At 69.1% G+C, this 23,070-nt stretch carries 25 protein-coding genes and 1 pseudogene; 9 read left to right on the top strand and 17 right to left on the bottom strand.

Going from position 1 to position 23,070, the window contains the following annotated elements:
* The first annotated feature begins 4 nt into the window (after window positions 1–4).
* Both CSW64_RS05015 and CSW64_RS05020 read left to right on the top strand, forming a co-directional pair.
* Window positions 5–223 (top strand): hypothetical protein, encoded by a 219-nt coding sequence (locus tag CSW64_RS05015; RefSeq protein WP_099621074.1) that lies wholly within the window; start codon window positions 5–7, stop codon window positions 221–223.
* Window positions 224–308: 85 nt separating this feature from the next.
* Entirely contained in the window at window positions 309–1,310 is a 1,002-nt protein-coding gene (locus CSW64_RS05020; protein ID WP_099621075.1) for an NAD(P)H-dependent flavin oxidoreductase, read from the top strand.
* Window positions 1,311–1,315: 5 nt separating this feature from the next.
* Here CSW64_RS05020 and CSW64_RS05025 read toward each other — a convergent pair whose 3' ends face one another.
* From CSW64_RS05025 to CSW64_RS05040, 5 genes are all read right to left on the bottom strand, one after another.
* Window positions 1,316–2,041, bottom strand: coding sequence for a helix-turn-helix transcriptional regulator (locus CSW64_RS05025; protein WP_172448457.1), 726 nt, complete (start codon window positions 2,039–2,041; stop codon window positions 1,316–1,318).
* A complete protein-coding gene (locus CSW64_RS21925) occupies window positions 2,016–2,276 on the bottom strand; it encodes a hypothetical protein (protein ID WP_172448458.1) in 261 nt (86 codons plus the stop codon). Before CSW64_RS21925 ends, CSW64_RS05025 begins: the two co-directional genes overlap by 26 nt.
* Before the next feature lie 130 nt (window positions 2,277–2,406).
* Entirely contained in the window at window positions 2,407–3,303 is an 897-nt protein-coding gene (locus CSW64_RS05030) for a DUF4167 domain-containing protein (protein ID WP_425430365.1), read from the bottom strand.
* Window positions 3,304–3,548: 245 nt separating this feature from the next.
* Window positions 3,549–4,418, bottom strand: a complete 870-nt coding sequence (gene prmC / locus CSW64_RS05035; RefSeq protein WP_099621078.1) for a peptide chain release factor N(5)-glutamine methyltransferase — start codon at window positions 4,416–4,418, stop codon at window positions 3,549–3,551.
* Window positions 4,415–5,179, bottom strand: a complete 765-nt coding sequence (locus CSW64_RS05040; RefSeq protein ID WP_099621079.1) for an MOSC domain-containing protein — start codon at window positions 5,177–5,179, stop codon at window positions 4,415–4,417. Before CSW64_RS05040 ends, prmC begins: the two co-directional genes overlap by 4 nt.
* Window positions 5,180–5,252: 73 nt before the next feature.
* On the opposite strand from CSW64_RS05040, the gene CSW64_RS05045 reads away from it, so the two are divergent.
* Entirely contained in the window at window positions 5,253–6,518 is a 1,266-nt protein-coding gene (locus tag CSW64_RS05045) for a YihY/virulence factor BrkB family protein (RefSeq protein ID WP_245863834.1), read from the top strand.
* A gap of 64 nt (window positions 6,519–6,582) precedes the next feature.
* On the opposite strand, the pseudogene CSW64_RS22430 reads toward CSW64_RS05045, so the two are convergent.
* Together CSW64_RS22430 and prfA are read right to left on the bottom strand one after the other, a co-directional pair.
* Window positions 6,583–7,776 (bottom strand): annotated as a pseudogene (locus tag CSW64_RS22430) (alpha/beta hydrolase family protein); the annotation flags it as partial.
* 74 nt (window positions 7,777–7,850) lie between these two features.
* A complete protein-coding gene (prfA, locus tag CSW64_RS05050) occupies window positions 7,851–8,927 on the bottom strand; it encodes a peptide chain release factor 1 (RefSeq protein ID WP_099621080.1) in 1,077 nt (358 codons plus the stop codon).
* Between the two features lie 146 nt (window positions 8,928–9,073).
* Between prfA and CSW64_RS05055 the strand changes: the two genes are divergently transcribed.
* The gene (locus CSW64_RS05055; RefSeq protein WP_099621081.1) at window positions 9,074–9,451 is read left to right on the top strand and encodes a nuclear transport factor 2 family protein; all 378 of its coding nucleotides are present in this window, start codon (window positions 9,074–9,076) and stop codon (window positions 9,449–9,451) included.
* A 91-nt stretch (window positions 9,452–9,542) separates the two neighbouring features.
* Here CSW64_RS05055 and CSW64_RS05060 read toward each other — a convergent pair whose 3' ends face one another.
* The 3 genes from CSW64_RS05060 to CSW64_RS05070 form a co-directional block, all read right to left on the bottom strand.
* Window positions 9,543–10,946 (bottom strand): M23 family metallopeptidase, encoded by a 1,404-nt coding sequence (locus tag CSW64_RS05060; RefSeq protein WP_099621082.1) that lies wholly within the window; start codon window positions 10,944–10,946, stop codon window positions 9,543–9,545.
* Window positions 10,947–11,115: 169 nt separating this feature from the next.
* A complete protein-coding gene (gene arsC / locus CSW64_RS05065; RefSeq protein ID WP_099621083.1) occupies window positions 11,116–11,466 on the bottom strand; it encodes an arsenate reductase (glutaredoxin) in 351 nt (116 codons plus the stop codon).
* Window positions 11,467–11,516: 50 nt separating this feature from the next.
* Window positions 11,517–13,895: a M20/M25/M40 family metallo-hydrolase gene (locus tag CSW64_RS05070; protein ID WP_099621084.1), complete on the bottom strand. Its 2,379-nt coding sequence runs from the start codon at window positions 13,893–13,895 to the stop codon at window positions 11,517–11,519.
* Window positions 13,896–14,049: 154 nt separating this feature from the next.
* On the opposite strand from CSW64_RS05070, the gene CSW64_RS05075 reads away from it, so the two are divergent.
* On the top strand, window positions 14,050–15,297 hold the full coding sequence (locus CSW64_RS05075; protein ID WP_172448459.1) for a CVNH domain-containing protein: 1,248 nt from the start codon (window positions 14,050–14,052) through the stop codon (window positions 15,295–15,297).
* 102 nt (window positions 15,298–15,399) lie between these two features.
* Here the strand turns inward: CSW64_RS05075 and ctrA are convergent, their stop codons facing one another.
* From ctrA to CSW64_RS05090, 3 genes are all read right to left on the bottom strand, one after another.
* Complete coding sequence (ctrA, locus tag CSW64_RS05080; protein WP_099621086.1) at window positions 15,400–16,101, bottom strand: response regulator transcription factor CtrA; 702 nt, start codon at window positions 16,099–16,101, stop codon at window positions 15,400–15,402.
* 420 nt (window positions 16,102–16,521) lie between these two features.
* Window positions 16,522–17,427 carry a hypothetical protein gene (locus CSW64_RS05085; protein WP_099621087.1) on the bottom strand — a complete coding sequence of 302 codons (906 nt, stop codon included), beginning with the start codon at window positions 17,425–17,427 and terminating at the stop codon, window positions 16,522–16,524.
* Window positions 17,424–17,762 carry a PadR family transcriptional regulator gene (locus CSW64_RS05090; RefSeq protein ID WP_099621088.1) on the bottom strand — a complete coding sequence of 113 codons (339 nt, stop codon included), beginning with the start codon at window positions 17,760–17,762 and terminating at the stop codon, window positions 17,424–17,426. Before CSW64_RS05090 ends, CSW64_RS05085 begins: the two co-directional genes overlap by 4 nt.
* A gap of 116 nt (window positions 17,763–17,878) precedes the next feature.
* Here CSW64_RS05090 and CSW64_RS05095 point away from each other — a divergent pair, with 116 nt between their 5' ends.
* Window positions 17,879–18,283 carry a hypothetical protein gene (locus CSW64_RS05095; RefSeq protein ID WP_099621089.1) on the top strand — a complete coding sequence of 135 codons (405 nt, stop codon included), beginning with the start codon at window positions 17,879–17,881 and terminating at the stop codon, window positions 18,281–18,283.
* Here the strand turns inward: CSW64_RS05095 and CSW64_RS05100 are convergent.
* Window positions 18,280–18,648, bottom strand: coding sequence for an antibiotic biosynthesis monooxygenase family protein (locus tag CSW64_RS05100; protein WP_099621090.1), 369 nt, complete (start codon window positions 18,646–18,648; stop codon window positions 18,280–18,282). The genes CSW64_RS05095 and CSW64_RS05100 overlap by 4 nt on opposite strands.
* Window positions 18,649–18,789: 141 nt before the next feature.
* Here CSW64_RS05100 and CSW64_RS05105 point away from each other — a divergent pair, with 141 nt between their 5' ends.
* The 3 genes from CSW64_RS05105 (at window position 18,790) to CSW64_RS05115 (ending at window position 20,549) form a co-directional block, all read left to right on the top strand.
* Window positions 18,790–19,206 (top strand): MarR family winged helix-turn-helix transcriptional regulator, encoded by a 417-nt coding sequence (locus tag CSW64_RS05105; protein WP_245863835.1) that lies wholly within the window; start codon window positions 18,790–18,792, stop codon window positions 19,204–19,206.
* A gap of 116 nt (window positions 19,207–19,322) precedes the next feature.
* Window positions 19,323–19,997 carry a GNAT family N-acetyltransferase gene (locus tag CSW64_RS05110; protein ID WP_216361235.1) on the top strand — a complete coding sequence of 225 codons (675 nt, stop codon included), beginning with the start codon at window positions 19,323–19,325 and terminating at the stop codon, window positions 19,995–19,997.
* A 132-nt stretch (window positions 19,998–20,129) separates the two neighbouring features.
* A complete protein-coding gene (locus CSW64_RS05115) occupies window positions 20,130–20,549 on the top strand; it encodes a hypothetical protein (protein WP_099621092.1) in 420 nt (139 codons plus the stop codon).
* 9 nt (window positions 20,550–20,558) lie between these two features.
* On the opposite strand, the gene dmeF is transcribed toward CSW64_RS05115, so the two are convergent.
* From dmeF to mnmA, 3 genes are all read right to left on the bottom strand, one after another.
* On the bottom strand, window positions 20,559–21,485 hold the full coding sequence (gene dmeF / locus CSW64_RS05120; RefSeq protein ID WP_099621093.1) for a CDF family Co(II)/Ni(II) efflux transporter DmeF: 927 nt from the start codon (window positions 21,483–21,485) through the stop codon (window positions 20,559–20,561).
* Between the two features lie 7 nt (window positions 21,486–21,492).
* Entirely contained in the window at window positions 21,493–21,768 is a 276-nt protein-coding gene (locus CSW64_RS05125) for a metal/formaldehyde-sensitive transcriptional repressor (RefSeq protein WP_099621094.1), read from the bottom strand.
* A gap of 83 nt (window positions 21,769–21,851) precedes the next feature.
* Window positions 21,852–23,027 (bottom strand): tRNA 2-thiouridine(34) synthase MnmA, encoded by a 1,176-nt coding sequence (mnmA, locus tag CSW64_RS05130; RefSeq protein ID WP_172448460.1) that lies wholly within the window; start codon window positions 23,025–23,027, stop codon window positions 21,852–21,854.
* Window positions 23,028–23,070 lie beyond the last annotated feature (43 nt).

The following is a 23,070-nucleotide window of genomic DNA, read 5'->3' on the forward strand; positions in this document are numbered from 1 at the left end:
GGGGATGGCGTCCGTCTTCGACGCGGCGATCCTCGCCCAGTGCTCCCGATACTGGATGCGCATGGCTCTGGTCGTCGACATGACCCGCGCCCATGAGCATGGCCGCGTGGTGACCGAGGCCGACCTCGCAGTCGCCATCGCGGCGCTCGTCGCCGAGGGGCGGCTGGAGGCCGAGGGCGATCCCGCCGACCCGTCCGCCTGCCTGGTGCGGCTGCCCGGCTGACCGGCGGCGGCGCGAGCGCCGCCCCTTGCCTGACGTGGGGTGACGTGGCTCAGTCTCGTCCAAACAGACGTTTGGGAGACGAACCATGGCCATCAAGACCCGCTTCACCGAGCTGTTCGGGGTCGAGCATCCGATCGCCCAGGGCGGCATGCAGTGGGTCGGCAAGGCCGAGCTGGTCGCCGCCGTGGCCAACGCCGGAGCGCTGGGCTTCATCACCGCCCTGACCCAGCCGACGCCGGAAGACCTGGCCAAGGAGATCCAGCGGACCAAGGATCTGACCGACAAGCCGTTCGGCGTGAACCTGACCATCCTGCCGGCGATCAAGCCGCCGCCCTACGCCGAGTACCGCGCCGTGATCATCGAGAGCGGCGTCAGGATGGTCGAGACGGCCGGCTACAAGCCGCAGGAGCACGTCGACCACTTCAAGGAACACGGCATCAAGGTGATCCACAAATGCACCGCCGTCCGCCACGCCCTGTCGGCGGAGCGGATGGGCGTGGACGCGATCTCGATCGACGGCTTCGAGTGCGCCGGCCACCCGGGCGAGGACGACATCCCCGGCCTGGTGCTGATCCCGGCGGCGGCCGACCGGGTGAAGATCCCGATGCTGGCCAGCGGCGGCTTCGGCGACGCTCGCGGCCTGGTCGCGGCCCTGGCGCTGGGCGCCGACGGCATCAATATGGGCACCCGCTTCTGCGTCACCCAGGAAGCCCCGATCCCGGACGTGTTCAAGCAGCAGATGGTCGCCAACGACGAGCGTCAGACCGACCTGATCTTCCGCACCCTGCACAACACGGCCCGGGTGATGCGCAACCAGGTCAGCCAGCAGGTGGTCGAGATCGAGCGCCGGGGCGGGGCCAAGTTCGAGGACGTCCAGCACCTGGTCGCCGGCACGCGCGGCCGCGACGCCCTGGCCAATGGCGACACCGACGGCGGCATCTGGTCGGCCGGCATGATCCAGGGCCTGATCCACGATGTCCCGACGGTGAAGGAGCTGGTCGATCGGATCGTGAGCGAAGCCGAGGAGATCATCCGCGGCCGGCTTGAAGGACTGGTGTCGAGCCCGGCGCGCGTCGCCGCAGAGTAGGCCGCTCAGTCGTCCTGGGGCACGATCACCGCATGGCGCGTGATCGGCCCCAGCAAGAGCCCTGACTTCAGAGCCTTCACCGCCGCGGTGATGCGGTTGGTGGCGTCCAGCTTGATGATGGCGTTGTGGATATGGAACTTCACCGTCGCCCGGCCCAGGCCGACGATGGTGGCGATCTCATCGTCCGTCTTTCCTTCCAGCACCCAGTAGAGGATGTCGGCCTCGCGGTGGCTTATGGAGTGTTCGTGGGCGCCGGGGACATGGTGGCCGTACCGGAGTAGGCGGCATTTGCTGAGAACCAGCATGGCCAGCAACTGCAAGGCTTCGCGGTCGTCATGACTGAGGTCCAGCTGGCGGTCGCCCGCCGCCGCGACCCAGGCCCAGTAGCCGTTCGGCCCCCAGATGGGGATCGAGAGGCCATCCGCCACGCCCATGGCGCTGAAGGCCTCGATGTAGTGTCGCTGGACGGGATTGAGTTTGGCGAGCGGCAGCCGGGACCACTGCACCAGCTGCCGCTGGTCACGCATCGCGTCGATGAGCGGGTCTAGGTCGACGCCCATCTCGGCGTAGAGGCGCCGCCACTCGCGCCCCATGGTATCGATGAAAACGATCAGTTCTGGACGGACGTAGCCGAGGACGATCTCGGCCACGAGGAAACGCTTCAGGCCATAAGGCTCGCCAAACTCCGCAAGGCTTTCAGCGACGTCACGCAGCGATTGAGCGCGAGTCACCTTTCTTATTGCCTGGCGAAACTTCGGTCCGATGCGCATGATCTGGACTCAATTGGTCGCGCTGCGCGTCGACTATATCCCATGCGAGAAGATCGGCAGCATGGAAAACCATGAGTTCAATGTCGTTGAGAACGCGCGACCGCTCCTCCACTGACTGAGCGCGGGCGTACGTCTCGCACAGGATATGAATCCTTACCCGGATCTTGGGAAGCTCGATGTCGGTGTTCTTGCGCATATGGGTCCTCCCCTGCTGCATTAAAGATCGCAGGGGGAGTTCCCGGGCGTAACTAGTCGACCGACGGGTAAGTCGTTAATTTAATTGCAACTATGGTGTGGTTTAACCTCGCGCGACCGAAGTTAATTGCTTAGGCTTCTTCGGTTTCGGCCGGGGCCTCTCCACCTTCGAAGCTGCGCGGAGCCCGGCGGCGACGCGGTTTCTTGACCTCGACGGCCGGCGTTTCTTCCGCCGCGGGCGGGGTCGCGGAACGACCCAGAAAAGCCGGAAGTTCGCTCACGGCGCCGTCCTGGCCCCGCAGGCGCGGCGATTCGCCGCTGTGGGGTTCGGCCAGCGGAGCCGCCGCCTGGGGCTCGACCACGGCCAGCGGATCGCGAGGCGATTCGCCGCTGCGCTCGGCGTTGGTGTTGCGCTCGCCGCGGTCGCGACGGTCTTCCCGGTCGCGCCAGCGGTCACGGCGGCCGCCGCCTTCACGCTCTTCACGCGGGCGATCTTCACGCGGGCGCTCGTCGCGGGGGCGATCATCACGTTGGCGGTCTTCGCGCGGACGGTCATCGCGATCACGACGGCCCTCGAAGCGCTGACCGTCACGATCGCGATCGCGGCGGCCCTCGAAGCGCTGACCTTCGCGGGGTTGCCCGCCTTCGCCGCCTTCGCCGCCCTCGGCGGCTTCGGCCTCGGCTGCGGGGGCTTCCGGCAGTTCCTCGGGCTCGGCCTCGAAATCGATATCGAAGCCCGAGGCGAACTGCTCGCGGCCGACGATGTCGGCGACCGGACGATGCGGCTGCATGGCCCGCAGGGTGCGGAAGTAGTGTTCCGCATGCTGCAGGTAGTTCTCGGCCAGGATGCGGTCGCCCGAGGACGCCGCGTCGCGGGCCAGCTGCTGGTACTTCTCGAAGACGCTCTGCGCCGCGCCGCGGACCTTCACGCCCTCGGGGCCGTTCGAGTCGAAAGCGCGGTTGGCGTTGTGCTGGGGTTTTCCGCCCTGTCCGCCACCGCCGCGATTGCGGCCGCGCTGACGCTTCATACCCTTGAAATCTCTCATCTTACCCTTCGACCTGCACTGCGGCGGGTCCGTCTGTGCGGACCGCGCCGGCTGGTTCTGGAGACCTGTTCGGGCTCGTGGGCCCGGTGTTCTGTTCTCGAAAGACGCTGTTCCTGGGTTCCCGCCCGGTTCTCGGCGCTGCGAGACGGCCTTCGAGGCCCGCGCGCCCGTCGTCGAGACTTGCGATCTTCGGCGATCTGGGAGGGAACGAGTCGAGATGTAGCGTCTCAGACCCCTGTTTCCAAGGGGTTTCTCACACCGACGACGACTCGGTCGCGATCGGAGAGGTCCTTGATCGTTCTGACCTGGGCGGCTCCAGCGTCGCGGAACAGGGCCTCGACCGCCTTGGACTGGGTATGGCCGATCTCGACGGCGAACAATCCGCCGACCTTCAGCACACGCAGGATCTCGGGGGCCAGCGTGCGATAGGCGTCGAGGCCGTCCGCGCCGCCGTCCAGGGCCAGGCGCGGTTCGTGGTCCCGCACCTCCGGATCGAGGGTCTCGATCTCCTCGGTGGCGATGTAGGGCGGGTTGGACACGACGACGTCGAAGCTGGCGTCGGCCAGACCCGAGGTCCAGTCTCCGCGCAGCAGCGCCACCCGGCCGTCGAGATCCAGGTTGGCGGCGTTCTCCCGCGCGACCGCCAGGGCCTCGCTGGAGACGTCGACGCCCAGGCCCTTGGCCGCCGGCCGTTCGGCCAGGACCGCCAGCAGAATCGCGCCCGAGCCGACGCCCAGGTCCAGCATGTTGAAGGCCATGGCTTCCGGGAACGCCTTCAGGACCTCGTCGACGATCACCTCGGTGTCCGGACGCGGCGTCAGGACATCCGGGGTCACGCGCAGCAGGATCTTCCAGAAGCCCTTGCGGCCGAGGATGTGGCTGACCGGCTCCCGGCGGGCTCGCCGGGCCAGGAACTCGTTGTAGGTCGCGGCCTGGGTCTCGCTCACCTCCCGGTGCGGGTCGGTGATGATGTCCAGGCGGCTGACGTCGGCCGCCGCCTCGAGCAGCAGGCGCGAGTCGATCACCGGCTGGTCGACGCCAGCGGCTTCCAGCTCCGCGCGTCCGGCCTTCCAGGCCTTCACCAGGGTGGCGGTCATGACAGCAACTCCGCGATGTCGCCTTCGGCGACCTGTCCGGCCGTCTGCGTATGCACATAGATGCCGCAGAACATGTGGCCGTAGTTGTCGAACAAGGCCTTGACCACATCCATGTCCCGCTCGGCGGTGGTCGGGTCCACGTGGGTGGCGGCGCAGCGCACGATCGGCTTGAACACCGTGGCTTCGGCGCTTCCCAGCCGCAACGCGCGGCCGGTCCACTCGTTCTCGATCCAGGGCTCCCAGCCCTCCACGTAGAGGTTGCCGCGGAAGCGCAGCGGGTCGACCGGGCGGCCGATCTTCGCTTCGAGGTCGCGCACGCTGGCCAGGTTGATGATCGAGACATGCCCCTGGGGGTGGTCCATGAACCGCCAGTCGTCCGGCGCGCGGATCACCTTCAGCGGCCCTTGGGCCTCTTCGTCGAGCAGGTCGGTCAGCCAGGCGGCGAACGCCTCGCGGCCCGGATCGCCGCCCAGGTCCGCCGAGATCGGCGGCAGCCCCTCGGCCGTCGCGTGGAGCACGCCTGTGGCCTCGTCGTAGCGCGTGCGGGCTTTGGCGACCTCGGCGATGCGCATGAGGACGGTGAACTTCTGCTTGGGGATGAAGGCCGGAGCGGCCGGATCGAAGCCGCTCGGTCCGTTCTCCACCGCGAACAGCCGGTCGCAAGGGAAGGGGCCGCCCGCGGCCAGGTCGGCGTTGTTCAGGCGCTCGGGCGTGAAGCCCTTCACAGGGTGGCGATACAGGGCGGTTATCGTGGCGGCCATGACGTCGTCACTGCACCAGCGCGGGAGGTCCCGCAACCCTGGAACACGCGGCGACGCCGGGTGTTGAGGCGGAATGGACAACCCCTGGAACGACAGGATGAAGGCGGTTTGGCGGTGGGGACGGTCCCGTCCCTATCACCTGCTGCCCTGGATCGGCCTCGCGGCGACGGTGCTGTTCTGGCCGGACCGGCGGCCGCCGGCCGGCATGAGCGAGGACCGGGCGATGGCGCCGGACGCCTTCGACCGCGCCGAGCCGGGACGGGGCAGGGCGGCCGCCTCGCCCCTGCGGATCCCGCCGATGGGCTGGCGCGACATCGTCTGGCGAACAGGCTGGGAGATCTCGCGGGACAAGCTCCCCAGCACGGCCGGCGGGGTGACGTTCTATGTCCTGCTGGCGATCTTCCCCGCCATCGGCGCGTTCGTGTCGCTGTACGGCCTGGTCTCCGACGTCGCCGCCGCCGAGCGTCAGCTGCGCGGCTTGGCCGACGTCTTCCCGACCAGTGTCATCCAGATCGTCGGCGAGCAGATGCTGCGGCTGGCGGGGCAGCACCCCGGCAAGCTGTCGGCGGCCTTCCTGCTCAGCCTGCTGGTCTCGGTCTGGTCCGCCAACGCGGGGATGAAGGCCCTCTTCGAAGGGCTCAACGTGGCCTACGACGAGGATGAGAAGCGCGACTACTTCCGACGCACCGCGATCACCTACGCCTCGACCCTGGGCGCGCTGCTTTTCCTGGCGGTGGTCACCGTGGTGCTGGTCGCGGCGCCGCTGATCATGAAGGACCTGGGCTTCGCGCGGTTCGACAGCCTTTGGATACCGCTGCGCTGGGCGGTGGTGGCGGGGCTGACCATCCTCGCCTATGCCGTGGTCTATCGCTATGGCCCCAGCCGTCGCCGCGCGCGCTGGCGATGGGTGGTCTGCGGCGCCGTGCTGGCCTCGACGGGCTGGCTGGGCGGATCGCTGGGTTTCTCCTGGTACCTGAACAATCTCGCCCACTTCGACGCGACCTATGGCCCGCTGAGCGCGGTGGTGGCCTTCATGCTGTGGGTCTGGTTCTCGGTCATGTGCCTGCTCATCGGCGCCGAGTTCAACGCCGAGATCGAACACCAGACCGCCGTCGACTCCACGGTCGGAGCCGAGGCGCCGATGGGACAGCGCGGGGCGGTCATGGCCGACACCGTCGGCCAGCCGCTGCACCTGCGCGAGACGCTCAGGCGCGGGGCTGGCGCGGCGCGACGACAAGCGGACGGGCTGTGGCGCCAGGCCCGGGGAACCGTAGAGCGGTCCCGTACGACGAAGACGCCAGCCGACCCGTCGTCGCGAACTCGAGAACCGCGCGGGTGAAGCCTTCCGCGACGCGCACCGGCGTGCGCTTGCCGTCGGGCGCCGTCTCGAACTCGTAGATGCCATGGTCGGTGGCGGGGAACTCCAGCACCGTGATCGGCCGGCCCGCTTCGGCCAGGGCGGTCAGGCGGCGGCGGGTCTCCGGTTCGGGCGCCGCGCGATCCTCGGCGGCCAGCGCCCAGAGCTGCGGAGTCTTGAGATCGCGCAGGGTCGGCATGGGATCGTAGGTCCAGCTGGTGCCCTCGTCCTGCATCGGGCCGAAGATCTGCAGCATGAACGACGGCGTGCGGGTGAACTGGCCGGTGAACTCGCCTTCCAGGTCCTTGAACCAGGGCTCGCCGCCGTACTTGGCCTTCAGGGCGTCCATCTCACGGAAACCGCGTCGGAAACCGCTGGCCATGATCACGCCGGCCGCATCGGCGACCGGACCGGCCTTGGCCAGGACGTCTTCGCCGTAGCCCTTGTCGCGCAGGCCCTGCAGCGTCTCCTCGCGGTTTTCGGCCAGCGTTCCTTCGGCCATGCCGTAGCCGACGATGACGAAGTCCGCCGTCGTCTTGGTGGCCGCCAGGGGGGCGACCCAGCCGCCCTGGCTGCCGCCCTCGAAGCCCACGCGCGCCGCGCGGGCCCCGGCCAGCCGCCGAGCCTCCATGAGCGCCTTGGCGGCGTCGTCGGACAGCAGGTCGAAGTTCTGGGTGTAGCGGCCGCTTGACCGCCCGGTGCCCCGCTTGTCGTAGACGAAGACCCCGACGCCCGCCGCCGGATAGAGGCGCTGGCGATGGTTGAAGACCGAATGGGCGTACTTTTCCGACCCGTGCACCTGCACGACGATGGGAACCTCGGCGTCGCCCTCCGGCAGGATCAGGCGGCCGAACAGGGTCTCGCCGTTGCTCTTGAAGGTGGTGTCTTTCGTCACCAGCCGCAGCCGTCCGCCATCCATGCCCGCGAAACGGATCCGGCCGCCGCTGCAGTCGCCGAAGGCGACCTTCACGCCGTCGGCGCGGTCGGTGAGGCCCAGGGTGCTGACCCACTCGCCGTCGGCCTGTTCGGTCAGGCGGCCGAAGGCGCCGTCGATGCGTCGCCAGCGCAGGCGCGCGTCGTCGGTGGGCCCCACGTCGACCAATGTCCCATCGGCCAGGCGATAGACGCCGATGTGGCAGCTCAGCTCCGCCTGCTTGGGCGTGCGGACGCGCTCGGCGCAGCCGGTCAGCGACAGGGCGAGGGCGATGACCGCCAGGGTACGCATACGGTGAGCCTCCATCTCGGCGGCGAGATGGCCGGAAACCCGGGCGGACGTCTACTGAACCTTCGGTAATCCTTGCCCGAGCGTCAGGATCAGCCCAGCTCGTCTTCCAACGTGGCCAGGCGGTTGGCCTGATCCTCGGCGATCAGCGGCTCGATGACGTCGTCGAGCGCTTCGCCCTCCATGATCTTGGGCAGGTTGTAGAGCGTCAGGTTGATCCGGTGGTCGGTCACCCGCCCCTGGGGGAAGTTGTAGGTGCGGATGCGCTCGGAGCGGTCGCCGCTGCCGACCTGGCTCTTGCGGGCGTCGGCCCGGGCGGTGTCCAGCGCCTGGCGCTGCATGTCGTAGAGGCGAGCCTTCAGCGTCGCCATCGCCTTGCGACGGTTGTTGTGCTGCGAACGCTCCGAGCTCGTCGCCACGATTCCGGTGGGAAGGTGGGTGATCCGCACAGCGGAGTCGGTCTTGTTGACGTGCTGGCCGCCGGCGCCGCTGGACCGGTAGGTGTCGATCCGCAGGTCGGCGTCGTTGATCTCGATCTCGACGTCCTCGGCCTCGGCCAGGACGGCGACGGTGGCGGCGGAGGTATGGATGCGGCCCTGGGCTTCCGTCTCCGGCACGCGCTGCACCCGGTGCACGCCGCTCTCGAACTTCAGCCGCCCGAACACGCCCTCGCCGGTGATCGAGGCGATGATTTCCTTGTAGCCGCCCATTTCGCCTTCGGAGACGCTGTCGACCTCGACCTTCCAGCCGCGCGTGGAGGCGTAGCGCTGGTACATCCGGAACAGGTCGCCGGCGAACAGGGCCGCTTCGTCGCCGCCGGTGCCGGCCCGCACCTCGAGGATGGCCGAGGCGTTCTCATCCTTGTCGCGCGGCGCCAGCAGCAGGGCGACGGCGCGCTCCATCTCCGGCAGGCTTTCGTCGAGCCGCTCCAGCTCGTCGCGGGCCAGCTCCGAGATCTCGGGGTCCGGGTCGGCGGCCATGGCCTCCAGCTCCGGCCGCTCGTCCTGGACCTTCTGCAATGCCTGCACCGCATCGGCCACCGGCTTCAGCTCGGCGTGCTCCTTGGACAGCTTGACGATCTCGGCGCCGTCCGAGGCGGCGCCCATGCGGGCCTCGATCTCGCGGAAGCGGTCGAGCACCTGGTCGAGGCGGGCCTGGGGAAGTCGCAAGGGATCGGTCCGTTGAGGATGAGACGAAGGCGGAGGTCTTTAAGGCCAGCGCCGCGTCCTGTCGATGGCGGGAGCCGGGGCAGGGGCTGGACGGCCGTCGACCAGAGCTATAACGCTTCGAATACTAATTAAATGGAGGGCGCCGAATGGAAGCCGCGGAGATCGAGAGCCTGGCCAAGCGGTTCTTCGATGCGATCGAGCAGGGAGACGTGGCGACGGTGACGGCCTGTTACGACGAGAAGGTCGTCATCTGGCACAACTTCGACATGCTGGAGCAGGGACGGGAGGACAATCTGAAGGTCCTGACCGGCATGATCGAGCGCTGCCCCACGCGGGTCTACGGCGAGCGCAAGGTGGCGGTGTTCGCGGGCGGTTTCGTCCAGCAGCATGTGCTGACCGCGACCCGGAAGGACGGCAAGGTGGTGTCGCTGCCCGCGGCCTGTATCTGCCAGGTCTCCGACGGCAGGATCGTCCGTCTGGACGAATACCTGGACACGGCCCAGGTCGCGGCGTTCAGGACCTGAGGATCGGCGGGGACATGCTCCGCGAAGCGGTGCGTGTCCCCTATTGGCCTGTGCGCAGGGATACGTACCCTGCGGGAGCCTGTCCCTGGCCCTACCCCGCGCGGGGCTTCAGGGCGGGGCGGTTGGCGTCGAAGTCGGATTTGATCAGCTTCTTCCCGTCGCCGGGCTCGGTCGCCTCGACCGGCGCCGGCGCGCCGACCAGGATGCGTTTGGGCGCGACCAGCGCGTCCAGGCGGGTCTTGGCGGCCTTGAAGGCGGCGATGTCGCGCGGGTCCTGCGACGTGCCGACCGCGATCTTGGCGCCCATCGGGTTCACGCGCTGGCCCTTGCGCCAGATCTCATAGTGCAGGTGCGGGCCGGTCGAGGCGCCGGTCGAGCCGACATAGGCGATGACCTGGCCCTGGCTGACCCGTTGGCCTGGGCGCAGGCCCTTGGCGTAGCGCGACAGGTGGGCGTAGCCGGTCTCCCAGCCGTCGGCGTGCCGGATGCGCACCCAGTTTCCATAGCCGCCCCAGCGGCGGGCCTCGACGACGACGCCGTCGCCCGAGGCCAGGACCGGCGTGCCTGTGCCGGCGCCGAAGTCGATGCCTTGGTGCATCTTGTTGTAGCCGAGGATCGGGTGGCGGCGGACGCCGAACTTGGAGGTGATGCGCGCGCCGTCGACGGGCGTGCGCAGGAACATGCTCTTCACCGTCTTGCCGACGCTGTCGAGGAAGGTCTGCTTACCCTGGGCGTTGGTGAAGCCGTAGAAGCGCTGGCCCTTGATCTCGGCGTACTGCAGGTCGCCGGCCTCGATGGTGCGGCCGCTTTCGGTGATCTTCCGATCGAAGACCAGGCAGAACGGGTCGCCGGCTTTGATGTCGCGCGAGAAGTCGATCTTGTGGGCGAACAGCTTGGAGGCCTGGGCCACGATGCCGGAGTCGGCGCCGACGGCGCTGGCGCTCTCGTGGAACGAACCGTCCATCTTGCCGCAGGCGACCGTGGTTTCTTCGCGGACCTTCTCCTCCATCTCGCGCAGGCGCAGGGCGCCGTCGAAGGTGCGGGAGACGGTGATGGTCTTGGCCGCATCGGTGCGCATCGACAGGCCGATGAGGCGGGCTTGGCCATGCCCGTCGCGCGGCTGGGCGACCGAGGCCACGAAGTCCATGCCGGCCTTGATGTTGACGGTGTCCATGGCCTGGCTGAGGACGCCGACCACGTTGCGGGCCTCGGCGTCGCCGACGCCGCTGCGGGCCACGGCGGCGGTCAGGGTCTCGCCCGGGCGGACCTCGACGTTGACGTTCTCGCCGCGGTCGAAGCCGGGCTGGGCCTCGGCCTGGGCGAAGGCGGCATGCTGCAGGGCGGCGAGCTGGACCTGGTCGAGCGGCTTCGAGGCGGACGCCTCCGGCCCGGCGGTCAGCTTCCAGCACAGACCGAGCGCGGACAATCCGGCGACGGCGACAAGGATCTTCGGCGCAAAACGAAGCGTCGGGCGCCTGGGATCAAACTCCTGCATCGGTCCCCCGTCGTTGACGATGCCGCAAGCGTCAGAATGACACGGCTGGGCTGCCCCCCAGCAATCAGTGGGCCGGTTCTTGCCCGTCTAGCCATCCGAAACGCAAGCAATATTCGGTGCTTCGCGCATTTTGTCACGCACTCGGTCAACCCGGGCGCGCAAGGCGTGCTCAGAGCAGCGTCAGGACGGTCTCGGCGGGGCGGCAGATCGCGGCGCCTTTCGGCGTGTCGGCGATGGGCCGTTCGACCAGGATCGGGTGCTGCGTCATCGCCTCCAGGATGCTGTCGTCGGAGGCGTCGGGCGCGGTCAGGCCCAACTCCTCCGCCGGTGTTCCCCGCACCCGCAGGATGTCGCGCGGAGCCTTGCCCATCTTGACCAGCAACGCGGTCAGCTGGGGCTTGGTCCAGCCTGTCTTCAGATACTCGACGACGGTCGGCTCGATCCCCTTCTCGCGGATCAGGGCCAGGGTGTTGCGCGAGGTCCCGCAGGCGGGGTTGTGATAGATCGTGACGGTGCTCATGACGGCTTAGTGCAGGGGATGATCCGTCGTGACAACCCTCGCGCCGGGCTTCACCAGGCGACCGTCGTCGCGCCGATCGTCACGGCGGAATCCGACTGATCGAACGGCATCGTGTTCGCCGGGCGGGCCGGCAGCGGTTCGGCCCCGGCCGGCCAGCCGTCGGTGATCGCCGCATGGCGGATCTCCAGCTTGCCTGGTCCGGCGGGACGGAAGGCCAGGGTCAGGCCGTCCGGCGCCGACACCCAGCGTACGCGCGTCCAGCGGCCCGGCTTCGCGAGCATCGCCGCGTCATGATCCTGGATGCGGGTCTGGGTCGCCTTCACGTCCGACTTCACATCCAGGATCAGGACCCGCGCGCCGACGGGCGGGCGGACCGTGACGCGCACCGAACCGTCGGCCTGACGGCCGCCCTCCACCGTCGCCGAAGGCAGCGGGACGGCCCGGGTCGGGGCCGCGGCGACGGGGCGACGGACCAGCGGCGGGAAGGCTTTCTCGGTCAGGCCGGCGCCCAGGGCCTTGAGGGTCCAGGCGGCCGGCGGGTCGTCCTGGGTCACGCGCCAGGCCTGGCCGGTCGTGCTGTCGGAGACATGGAGGACGGTCGCGGTCTGGGGGTGGCGTTCGGTCCAGTGCCCGCCGAACCTCAACAGCACGACCAGCACCGCGGCGACGGCGAACATCAGCAGGGGCACGGACAGGCCGCGGCGGCTCGGATCGGCCGCGAGCGGCCAGGCCGCCAGGGCGGCCAGCCAGGGGAACAGGATCAGGATGTCCGGCAGGTCAAGGCCCTGGGCCACGCCGTCGAAATAGACGGCCAGCCAGCCGCCGGCCGCGGCGGCGACCACGATCAGCGCCACGGTCGAGCCCGCGCCCTTGCGGGAGCCCAGGCGGGTGACGGCGGCGGCGAGAGCGCCTGCGGCCAGGGGCCAGGCGACCAGCACCGTCACCGTCGGCAGCGCGATCTGCAGGCCGATGGCGACGACCGCGGCGATGGCCAGCGCGCCCAGCCAGGCGCCGGGCAGGGCGGCGGGGCGGCCGAAGCTCGTGAACGCCAGCACGCCCGCCGCGACGCCCAGGCCGAGGCCGATCGGGTCCCAGCCGGCGACCGAGCACAGGGCGCCGGCCAGCACGAAGGCGACGGCCAGCCGGACGCGGGCGCCGCCGCGGGCCAGCAGGACCGGGATCAGCAGCAGGACGCCGACGGCGACCAGCGCCAGGACGGTCTCCCAGAGCGTCCATTGGGCCAGCAGCGGCCGGAAGGCGACGTAGCCCTCGTCGACCCCGACCAGCCGACGGACGAGCCGCAGCAAGACGGCTCCGCCGGTCAGCAGGGTCAGGCTGGCGCCGACGCCGCGCAGCGTGTCGGGCAGAGCCAGTTCGCCGGCCTTGCGGGCGCGGACGGCGGTCCAGGCGATCAAGCCCAGCGCCGCCGCCAGCAGAATCCAACCGCCCCAGGCCGGATAGGCCAGGATCACATCGCCGAACGCCTGGCTGTAGACCTTGTCGGGCGCCTTGCCGGGCAGGCGGTCGGCGTAGGCCAGGGTGCGCGTCGCGGCCAGGGCCTGGTCGCCGATATGCTGCACCGAGCCGCGGTCGAGGTTGGCCACTGTGGCCGTGGGCGAGTGGTAGTCGAACTGGCGGCCGATGAAGGCGAAGTTCAGGCCGCCGATCCCCGCTTCCTTGGAGATGGTGAAGTCGGTGTCGTTGGGCATGTTCTCGTACAGGAACACGGCCAGGGAGTTGCTGACGGGACGGGTGGCGCTGCTCGCGAAAGCGGAGATGATCTCGCCATTGTCCGGGCCCGTCTGGAACATGGCCGCCCGTCCGCCGTTGCCGCGGGCCTCGAGGTTGATGACCATCCCGACCCGCTTGCGCAGCGGATGCTCGGCGAAGAAGGCCTTGGCGCCGAGCAGGCCGGCTTCCTCGCCGTCAGTGATCAGCACGATGATGTCCCGCGCCGGCGGCCCTTGGGTGCGCAGGGCGCGGATGGTCTCGAGGATGGCCGCCACGCCGGTGGCGTCGTCTGCGGCGCCGGGCGAGCCGGGCACGCTGTCGTAGTGGGCCATCAGGGCGATCGCCGGCGCGCTTCGGTCGCGGCCGGGCAGCACCCCGACGATGTTCTCGACGTCGCCGCCGAAGGCGTAGTCGTCGCCGCCCCAGGGTTCGGAAAGGACGGAAGAGGCGGCGTGAACGGTCGGGGTCAGCCCCAGGGCCGTCATCCGGCCGATCAGGTAGTCGCGGACGCGCCGGTTCTCGGCCGAGCCGGTCGGATGCGGCGCTCTGGCGATCTGGGCGACGTCGACCAGCGCGCGGTCAGCGGAGAACACATCGGCCGGAGCTGAAATCGACAGGGCGGGCGGGGTCCGGGACTCCTGCCAGGCCAGCAAGAGGGCGCCCGCCAGCGCAACGACCAACGCGACCACACGCCCCATGCCTTGTCCCTCCCCGGATCAGGCGCCCAGGGAGCCACGTCCGGCGTAACAGCGCAACGGAACCTTGGGCCGGCCACACAGTTCTGTGTGTCGGGCTCGTCACGAGCCGATGCTAGCGTCATCCGCACGCGGGGGATGCAAAGGGGAAATAGAGATGAGGATCAGTCTCCTAACCGCCCTGGTCGCCGCGGGCGCCAGCCTGCTGTTCGCAGGCGCCGCCTCCGCGCAGGGTACGTCTATACCTTCCGGCAGCTATCGGAGTTCTTGCGCCGACATTCGCGCCCAGTTCGTCAGCGGAACCCGGCTCCTGACCGCACGCTGCCAGACCGCCAGCGGCGGTTGGCGCAACACGAGCCTGCGGTACGACAGTTGCCGCGGCGACATCGCCAACAACAACGGCAATCTCACCTGCAGCCAGGGCGGGGGAGGCGGCGGCTGGGATCGCCCGCCGTCCGGCAGCTACCAACAGTCCTGCCGCAACACGACCATGCGCGGCTCAACCCTGAGCGCCCAGTGCCAGGACGCTCGCGGCGGCTGGCAGTATTCGTCGATCAACGTCGACAGCTGCCGTGGCCGCGACATCTCCAATGAGAACGGCCGTCTGAGCTGCTCCAGCGGCGGCGGTGGCGGGCGTCCGCCGTCGGGCAGCTATCAGCAGTCCTGCCGCGACGCCTACATGAACGGCTCGACCCTGAGCGCTCGTTGCCAGGACGGCCGGGGCCGCTGGCAGACCTCGTCGATCAACGTCAACGAGTGCCGTGGCCGCGACATCGCCAACGACAACGGCCGCCTGAGCTGTTCGCGCGGCGGCGGCGGCGGTCGTCCGCCTTCGGGCAGCTATGAGCAGTCGTGCCGCGACGCCTACATGGACGGCTCGACCCTGAGCGCCCGTTGCCAGGATGGCCGCGGCCGTTGGCAGAGCTCGTCGATCAACGTCAACGATTGCCGTGGTCGCGACATCGCCAACGACAACGGCCGCCTGACCTGCTCGCGCGGCGGCGGTGAAGATCAGATTCCGAACGGCAGCTACATCCAGACCTGCCGCGACGCCTATGTGCGGAACGGCATCCTGTCGGCGGCCTGTCGCGACCCCAGCGGACGCTATCAGAACAGCTCGGTCAGCGTCGCCAGCTGCCGCAACCGCGACATCGCCAACGTCAACGGCCGTCTGTCCTGCACGGGCGGCGGAGACGGCGGAGGCGGCGGGCAGGTTCCGAACGGCAGCTATCATCAGACCTGCAGCAACGCCTACATGGAAGGGCCGGTCCTGCGGGCGCAGTGCAAGCTGACCTTCGGCAGCCGAACCAAGAGCACCGCGATCGATACGCGCATCTGCCAGGGGCGCGACATCTACAATCTGAACGGCGAACTGATGTGTGACGGCAGGGCGGGAGGCCGATAAGGCCGCCGGCCTCGCGCCGAAAACGGAAAACGCCCGCCGGTTTCCCGGCGGGCGTTTTTCTTGGCCGGGCGCCGGAGGAGGGCTCCGGCTCGGCTTTGGACGTCAGGCGGCGACCACGCCGCTGGCGTCCTGCGGATCCCGCAGCACATAGCCGCGGCCCCAGACGGTCTCGATGTAGTGGTTGCCGCCCGAGGCGGTGGCCAGCTTCTTGCGCAGCTTGCAGATGAAGACGTCGATGATCTTCAGCTCGGGCTCGTCCATGCCGCCGTACAGGTGGTTCAGGAACATTTCCTTGGTCAGGGTCGTGCCCTTCCGGAGCGAGAGGAGTTCCAGCATCTGGTACTCCTTGCCGGTCAGGTGGACCCGCATGCCGTTCACTTCCACCGTCTTGGCGTCCAGGTTCACGCCGATCTCGCCGGTCTGGATGATCGCCTGGGCGTGGCCCTTGGAGCGACGCACCACGGCGTGGATGCGGGCGACCATCTCGTCCTTGTGGAACGGCTTGGTCATGTAGTCGTCGGCGCCGCCGCCCAGGGTCTTCACCTTGGTGTCGATCTCGGCCGAGCCGGACAGGATCATGATCGGGGTGTTGACCTTGCCGTTGCGCAGGGTGCGCAGCACGTCCATGCCGCTCATGTCCGGCAGGTTCAGGTCGAGCAGGATCAGGTCGTAGTCGTAGATCTTTCCGAGGTCGACGCCCTCTTCACCGAGGTCGGTGGTGTAGACGTTGAACCCTTCGGACTTCAGCATCAGCTCAATGGTCTGAGCGGTGGCGCTGTCATCCTCGATCAGCAGTACGCGCATCGATCCCTCCCCGCGGCCCTCCCGCGGTAACGATTTTGGACGAGGCGGAATCCGCCTCCGGAGCTCATCGGCCACACAGTGCCGATGGGCTGCTTTAAGACTGGTTAATGGTGAACGGCCCGTTGGAAAGAATCGTTAAGCCGATTTGCGAATCGGGGGCAAGCCGCGTCTGCGTCGCGCCGACTCGGGTGCGGCCTGACTCTTTCGTGATCCGAGAATCCCCAGTGAATCCCGTGGGATTCAGGCGCCTTTGAAAACATTGACGGAATGAGTCGCGGGAGACTCCGGCGTCCTGCGAAATTCCGTCCGGGGGCGCGACGAAATTTCGCGTGGATAACCTTTCTTGAAGGATCGTTACCCGTTTCGGGTTGCATTCCGGCGTTCGCCGAGCGCCGCCCGTCTTAACGAGTAGGGCCGGTTTCAGGCGGCCTTCAGCGAGGGGGCAGGGGTGATCCGCGCCCACAGTTGGTAGACGTCGTACAGCGCGCCCGCCAGGAACAGCGCCCCGATGGCCGGGAAGATCGGCAGCGCGATCGCGTTGGCCGCGGGCAGGACGAAGACGGTCGGCGCGCCCGGCGCGCCGTGCGCCAGGAAGGCCGCGCCGAGCGTCGCGTTGAGCGCCAGCCCCGCCCAGTGGGCCCAGCCGTGGTATCCGCGCCGCAACCCGGTCACGGCGTAGTAGGCGGCCGAGGCGACCAGAAGCGCCAGCGTCGCCCAGCGCAACGGGCTGTCGGCGAAGGCCTCCGTCAGGGCCGCGACCCGGCCGGGGAAGGCCCCGAAGAAGGCGGTTTCGACGAACCGCTCCGGCGCGGCGTACATGAAGACCGGGAAGATCAGCGTCATCGCGGCCGCGAACAGGCCGGCCGTCGGCGACATGTATTCGACCCCGCGGTTGGGCTTCCAGCCCAGCTTCCCCGGGTTGCGGCGCCGCCACCACCCGGCCAGGCCGAAGAACAGGGTCAGGATGCCGATCCATTGCAGGAACAGGCCGCCGTGGTCGAGCTCGCCCTTCGTGTCGAGGATCGACAACACGCCCAGGCCGACCGCGCCGGCCAGGGTCCAGATCGCGAAGTGGTGGGTGTCGGCCGGATCGATAATCGCCGGCCGCTCGTGATAGCGCCGCGCTGCTTCGGCCGGACGGCCGAAGCCGGTCAGCAGCTCCAGCGCCATGGCCTTGTCCGCCGGGCGGCCTGCCGCCTCGGCCCTGGCCGCCAGCTCGTCGCCGAGCAGCTCGCGCAGCTCGAACGCCACGTCATTGCGCATCTTGCGCGGCAGGCAGGCCGCCGTATCGCGCACATAGGACTCGATCACCTCGTTGGCGTTCATCGCGCCGTCCCTTCGCTCAGAAATCCGTCCATCACCCGCACCTGATCGCGCCAGGCGGCGGTCAGCGCGGCGAGCGTCCGCTCGCCTTCCGGGCTGAGCTGATAGTAGCGGCGCGGCGGTGCATGCTCGGTGTTCCAGTGACTGACCAGCAGCCCCTGGCTCTCCAGCCGGCGGAGCAGGGGATAGAGCGTTCCTTCCTCGACCGGCATGCCGCCCTCGGCCAGCGCCTGCTTCAGCGAGTAGCCGTACTGCGGCGCGCGCAGCCGCGAGAGCGTCGCCAGGACCAGCACGCCCCGCCGCAGCTCCGTCAGCCCGATGTCGTTCCGTTCTACCATGTCGCGCCCATCACTGTGCAATGCATAGTGTATGCGACTATGTACTGTGTCAAGCACAGTATAGTCGACCCAGCGATGGGGCTAGGCTTCGGGCCGGAAAGCGGCGGGGGCTCGCGATGAACCTGGGAACTCTGTCGGCGGCGTTGGGCCTGGCGGCGGCTCTCGCCGTGGCGTCGACGGCTTCGGCTCAGGCGGAGCTGACGCCGGTCGAGGTCCGGCGCAGCGGCGAGGGCGGGCAGATGCTGATCGTGGAGCGGGCGATTGAAGCCGGCTTCGTCCGATCGCCGGACTTCCGGCTCGCCCGGCCGCCCCAGAAGCCGGTGATGACCGTCTGGCTCGCCGCGCCGGTCCGGTCGGCGCCAGGTCAGCGGATCGAAACGCGGGTTGCGTTCGGTCACGGGGACCATGTCTTCGGCCAGGAGACCATCTCCTGTCCCGCCAATCGGGTGAGGGTCTGCGGCGACCTGACCGCGACGCTGGCGTTGGATCACCGCCAGGCGGCTGAGCGCCGCCCGCGCTAGGCGACGCAGATGCCGGGCGCCGCCACCCGCTGGAACAGGTGGGGCGAGGCGACGGCGGAGGCCGGATACTCGGCGATCCGGGCCTGGAACGCCGGCTGGCCGAAGGCCGTCCGGAAGGCCTCGGTGCTCTCCCAGACCGCGTAGTTGAGATAGGTCGGACTGTCCCCCAGCGCACGATGGAGTTGGGTGGAGATGAAGCCGGGCTGGGCTTTCATGAAGGCGGCGTCGCCGCGCCAGGCCTCCAGGAAGGCGGCCTCGTCGGCCTTGTCGAGCGTGAGGAGGTTGACCAGCACGACCGGCGAGGCTTCGAGGGCCAGCTGGCGCTGAATGGGAAACGACGGGTCGAGGGGGCGAAGCTCGGGCATGACGCGACTCCAGATTGGTGTTAGGCATCGCTTATGACATCGTGATGCCAATTGGCGCACAATGTCATCATGATGTCAATTGCAATGTCTGGTGACGTTTTGCCCTCCGAGCGGACTCCTGTTTCCGAAGCCCTGACTCCGTTGATCCTCGATCTGCTCAGGCTGAACAGCCTCTTGCTCGGCGCGGGGGATCGGCTGGTCGGGCATCTGGGGCTGACCAGCGCCCGCTGGCAGGTGATGGGCGCCGTCGCCGCCGCGGAGCGTCCGCAGCCCGTAGCCTGGCTCGCGCGGGATCTCGGCGCGCATCGGCAGAACGTGCAGCGTCTGGTCAACGATCTGGAGCGGGAGGGTCTGGTCGCGTTCGAGGCCAATCCCCATCACCGTCGGGCCCAGCTGGTCGTGCTGACCGACAAGGGCCGGCGCGCCTACGACGACGCCATGCGGCTGCAGGCGCCCTGGATGAATGGCCTGTCCGAAGGCCTGGCGCTGGAAGACGTGGCCGCCGTCCGCCGCGTTACGACGCTGCTGCGCGAGCGACTAGAGGGGGCGGAAGGGTAGGGGGCGTTGACCGCTGTCGGGTCGGCGCGCGTGATGCTATGCCCCCGGCCATGACGAACTTGCCTCGCTCGGTCCTGGACTACTGGCGGACCATCTTCTCCAGCGGGGCTGTGCTCGTGAGCGACGGCCGGCTCTCGATTGCGGTGAATTCCGATCTCGGAAGCGCGCGTCGCGTCATGATCCTCGAAGACGCCGACGGCAACGCGCGCGTCGCCATGACGCCGGCGGTGGCGGAACGCCTGGGCGTCGAAAGGGCCGAGGGCGTCTCCCTGGACGTCCTCAGAAGAAGCCTGTCGGAGGCCGGCGTGCCCCTGCACGACCCCGACTTCGTCTTCTATCTACCTGATGCTCCACCGCCGGTTCGGCCGATTGACCCGCGGAGCGCGCCTCGGCGGCTCGCCGAATCCGACCGCGGGGCCTTCGACGCCTTTCAGACCGAGGCGTCTGAACAGGACCTTGAGGACTCCTACGTCGAACTCGACCACTGGGCGGTGTTCGGATGCTTCGAGGGAGACCGGCTGGTCAGCGCGGCCAGCGCCTATCCCTGGGGCGAGGCGGCTCTGGCGGACCTCGGCGTGCTGACGCTTCCGGACGCGCGGGGGCGGGGCCATGCGCGCGCGCTCGTTCAGTCGATCGGCCAATTCGCCCGTGAGCAGGGGTATGAGCTCCAGTACCGCTGCCAGGTGGACAACGCGGCGTCGGTCGCCCTGGCGAAGGCGTCCGGTCTGGTGCTCCTCGGTAGGTGGGAAGTGATCAGTCCAGACGCGCCGGACGACGCCGGGGCGAGCTGAACGAAGAGCGGTTCCCGACGCATGCCGCCGTCTCGCCGCCTCCAATTGTCCTCCCCGCGCTGCTCCTCTAACCTCACGGCGAACGGCGGTCTTCCATCCCGCCGCCGCCTCGCATCGGCATGGAGAGCGACCTTGTTCCTTGTTCGCCGGAAACGGCTTTCGACGCTTGCCGCCGCCGCGGCGGTTCTCGCGCTCGGCGCGCTCGCGGCCGTCCCGGCCACCGCCGCGGCGCCCGGCGCGGTGAAGCGGGCCTGCCTCATCGAGGGGCGGATGATGGGCGAGACCATCAAGGACTGTTCCGAAGCCACGATGCCCGGCTCGGCGGAAGACTACGCCAGCCAGTGCCGGGAGAACGTCTCCGCCTTCACCCAGATGGGCGGCTCGGCGACGGCCACCGTCCTGCCGGCCTGTCCGGCCAAGGCTCAGGCGGCCTGTGTCGGGATCATGGGACAGCCGGCTTCGGCCTACTACTACGCCCGCGACGCCGCCTCCCTGGCGGCCGCGCAGAAGGGCTGCGTCGCGCAGCGCGGCAAATGGGTCGCCAACCCTTAGGCGGGGCGGTCAGCGCACTTCGACGGTGAGGTGCGCCAGCTCGTGGACCGGCTGCAGGCGTTTGCGCACCTCGTTGCAATCGACGGCGCCGATGACGCTGACGATGGCGGCGTGAGCCTGAGGGCCGACCCGCCAGACGTGAAGGTCGGTGACTCGGGCGTCGCCGGGCGTCTCAACCAGGTCGCGAACCTCCTCGGCGACATGATCGTCGGTCTGGTCGAGCAGGATGGCCGCCGTGTCGCGCATCAGGCTCCAGGACCAGCGCCCGATCACGATCGCGCCGACGATCCCCATGGCGGGGTCCAGCCAGGTCCAGCCGAGGAGCCAGCCGGCCAGCAGCGCCACGATGGCCAGCACCGAGGTCAGGGCGTCGGCCAGGACGTGCATGTAGGCCGAGCGCAGGTTGTTGTCGTGACCGTCGTGATGGTGATGGTCGTGATCATGGTGATGGTCGTGGCCGTATCCATGATGATGCCCCCCGCCCGATAGCAGCAGGGCGCTGGCCAGGTTCACGACGAGGCCCACGGCCGCGACAATCGTCGCCTCGCCGAAGGCCACCGTCGTCGGCTCGAACAGGCGGCGCACGGATTCCAGGCCGATGCCCAGCGCGATCAGGCCCAGGATCAGGGCCGAGGCGAAGCCGGCCAGGTCGCCGACCTTGCCGGTGCCGAAGCTGTACCGTTTGTTTGTCGCGTGGCGGCGGGCGTAGGCATAGGCGATGGCGGCTATGCCCAGCGCGCCGGCGTGGGTCGCCATATGGAAGCCGTCGGCCAACAGCGCCATCGAGCCGGACCAGTAGCCGGCCGCGATCTCCACGACCATCATGGCGGCCGTGAGCGCGACCACCCACAGGGTGCGCCGGGCGTTGCGGTCGTGCTGTGCGCCCAGGAAGACGTGATCATGGGCGAAGGCGTCGATGTCGCTGGGCGTCGTCATGGCAGGCCTATTTCGAATAGCGGCGGAAGGCCTCGATCACCTGTTCCGCGCCCACGGCGCGCTCGGCGTCGGAAAGGCTTGGCCTGGCGACATGCTCGCGGATGTGGTCCTCGACGATCTCGTCGAGCAGGCCGTTCAGCGCGCCGCGCGTGGCGGCGACCAGGTGCAGGGTCTGGGCGCAGTCGGCGTCGCCTTCGATCGCCCGCTCGATGGCGGCGACCTGGCCGGCGATGCGGCGGACCCGCTTGAGCAGGGCGTCGGCGTTCGTTTTCGTGTGAGCCATAGCATACCCCCCTATCCTATATTGGACGGGGAGGTAAGAGGCGCCGAAGATGTGAGCCTTGGAGGAAGAGCGGGCGGACGGCTCTACGCCGCCCGCACCGCCGTTTCGATGAAGCCGCCGCCGAGGACGCGGGTCGGGTCTTCCGGCGCGTAGAGCACGCAGGCCTGGCCCGGGGCGACGCTTTCTTCCGGCGTGTCCAGCGCCACGGCGATCTGGCCATCGATCAGAGTCAGGCGGCCGGGGACCGGCTCGCGGGTCGAGCGCACGCGCGCCAGCACCGCGCGGCCGGCGTCGGCCGCTTCGGCGATGGCGGCTTCTTCGCCCAGCCAGTTGTCTTCCTTCAGCGTCAGGGCGCGGGTCAGCAGCGCTTCGCGCGGGCCGACGATCACCTGGCGCCGGTCGGCGTCGATCTTGGTCACGAACAGCGGCTCGCCCGTGCCGCCGCCGACTTTCAGGCCGCGGCGTTGGCCGATGGTGTAGCGGGTGACGCCTTCGTGGCGGCCCAGCGTGCGGCCGTCCATGTGCACGATGTCGCCCGCCTCCGCGCCCTGGGGCCGCAGGCGGTCGATGATCGTGTGATACTTGCCTTCCGGAACGAAGCAGATGTCCTGGCTGTCGGGCTTATCGGCCACCGACAGGTCGAGCTCCGCCGCCATCCCGCGGACCGCCGGCTTGGGCAGACTGCCCAGGGGGAAGCGCAGGAAGTCGAGCTGTTCGCGCGTGGTCGCGAACAGGAAATAGCTCTGGTCGCGGTTGGCGTCGGCGGCGCGGTGCAGCTGCGGGCCGTTCGGACCGTCCTCGCGGCGGACGTAGTGGCCGGTCGCCATCGCTTCGGCGCCCAGGTCACGGGCGACGTCCAGCAGGTCGCGGAACTTGACGGTCTGATTGCAGCGCACGCAGGGGATCGGCGTCTCGCCGCGCAGATAGGCGTCGGCGAAGTCCTCGATGACCTGCTGCTTGAAGCGGCTTTCGTAGTCGAGGACGTAGTGCGGGATGCCGATCGCCTCCGCCGCCTGGCGGGCGTCGAGGATGTCCTGGCCGGCGCAGCAGGCGCCCTTCTTCTGGATCGCCGCGCCGTGGTCGTAGAGCTGCAGCGTCACGCCCACCACATCATAGCCGGCCTTGGCCAGCAGGGCGGCGGTTACGGTGGAGTCGACGCCGCCGGACATGGCCGCGACCACGCGTGTCCCCGTCGGCAGTCCGACGGCCGCGCGCACGACGTCGTCGGCGATGTCCGCGATGGGCAGATGGGCGTTCATGCCGCGCTATTTAGAGTGTGCGGGCCGAAATTGCGACCCGGCG

The sequence above is a fragment of the Caulobacter mirabilis genome (genome assembly GCF_002749615.1).
Taxonomy (GTDB): domain Bacteria; phylum Pseudomonadota; class Alphaproteobacteria; order Caulobacterales; family Caulobacteraceae; genus Caulobacter; species Caulobacter mirabilis.

Bases quoted from the DNA above. Each gene is read 5' to 3' on its own strand.
- CSW64_RS05015 (WP_099621074.1), top strand. From the start codon at position 5: ATGGCGTCCGTCTTCGACGCGGCGATCCTCGCCCAGTGCTCCCGATAC.
- CSW64_RS05020 (WP_099621075.1), top strand. From the start codon at position 309: ATGGCCATCAAGACCCGCTTCACCGAGCTGTTCGGGGTCGAGCATCCG.
- CSW64_RS21925 (WP_172448458.1), bottom strand. From the start codon at position 2,276: ATGCGCAAGAACACCGACATCGAGCTTCCCAAGATCCGGGTAAGGATT.
- CSW64_RS05030 (WP_425430365.1), bottom strand. From the start codon at position 3,303: ATGAAGCGTCAGCGCGGCCGCAATCGCGGCGGTGGCGGACAGGGCGGA.
- prmC (WP_099621078.1), bottom strand. From the start codon at position 4,418: ATGACCGCCACCCTGGTGAAGGCCTGGAAGGCCGGACGCGCGGAGCTG.
- CSW64_RS05040 (WP_099621079.1), bottom strand. From the start codon at position 5,179: ATGGCCGCCACGATAACCGCCCTGTATCGCCACCCTGTGAAGGGCTTC.
- CSW64_RS05045 (WP_245863834.1), top strand. From the start codon at position 5,253: ATGGACAACCCCTGGAACGACAGGATGAAGGCGGTTTGGCGGTGGGGA.
- CSW64_RS05055 (WP_099621081.1), top strand. From the start codon at position 9,074: ATGGAAGCCGCGGAGATCGAGAGCCTGGCCAAGCGGTTCTTCGATGCG.
- CSW64_RS05060 (WP_099621082.1), bottom strand. From the start codon at position 10,946: ATGCAGGAGTTTGATCCCAGGCGCCCGACGCTTCGTTTTGCGCCGAAG.
- arsC (WP_099621083.1), bottom strand. From the start codon at position 11,466: ATGAGCACCGTCACGATCTATCACAACCCCGCCTGCGGGACCTCGCGC.
- CSW64_RS05070 (WP_099621084.1), bottom strand. From the start codon at position 13,895: ATGGGGCGTGTGGTCGCGTTGGTCGTTGCGCTGGCGGGCGCCCTCTTG.
- CSW64_RS05075 (WP_172448459.1), top strand. From the start codon at position 14,050: ATGAGGATCAGTCTCCTAACCGCCCTGGTCGCCGCGGGCGCCAGCCTG.
- ctrA (WP_099621086.1), bottom strand. From the start codon at position 16,101: ATGCGCGTACTGCTGATCGAGGATGACAGCGCCACCGCTCAGACCATT.
- CSW64_RS05085 (WP_099621087.1), bottom strand. From the start codon at position 17,427: ATGAACGCCAACGAGGTGATCGAGTCCTATGTGCGCGATACGGCGGCC.
- CSW64_RS05090 (WP_099621088.1), bottom strand. From the start codon at position 17,762: ATGGTAGAACGGAACGACATCGGGCTGACGGAGCTGCGGCGGGGCGTG.
- CSW64_RS05095 (WP_099621089.1), top strand. From the start codon at position 17,879: ATGAACCTGGGAACTCTGTCGGCGGCGTTGGGCCTGGCGGCGGCTCTC.
- CSW64_RS05100 (WP_099621090.1), bottom strand. From the start codon at position 18,648: ATGCCCGAGCTTCGCCCCCTCGACCCGTCGTTTCCCATTCAGCGCCAG.
- dmeF (WP_099621093.1), bottom strand. From the start codon at position 21,485: ATGACGACGCCCAGCGACATCGACGCCTTCGCCCATGATCACGTCTTC.
- CSW64_RS05125 (WP_099621094.1), bottom strand. From the start codon at position 21,768: ATGGCTCACACGAAAACGAACGCCGACGCCCTGCTCAAGCGGGTCCGC.
- mnmA (WP_172448460.1), bottom strand. From the start codon at position 23,027: ATGAACGCCCATCTGCCCATCGCGGACATCGCCGACGACGTCGTGCGC.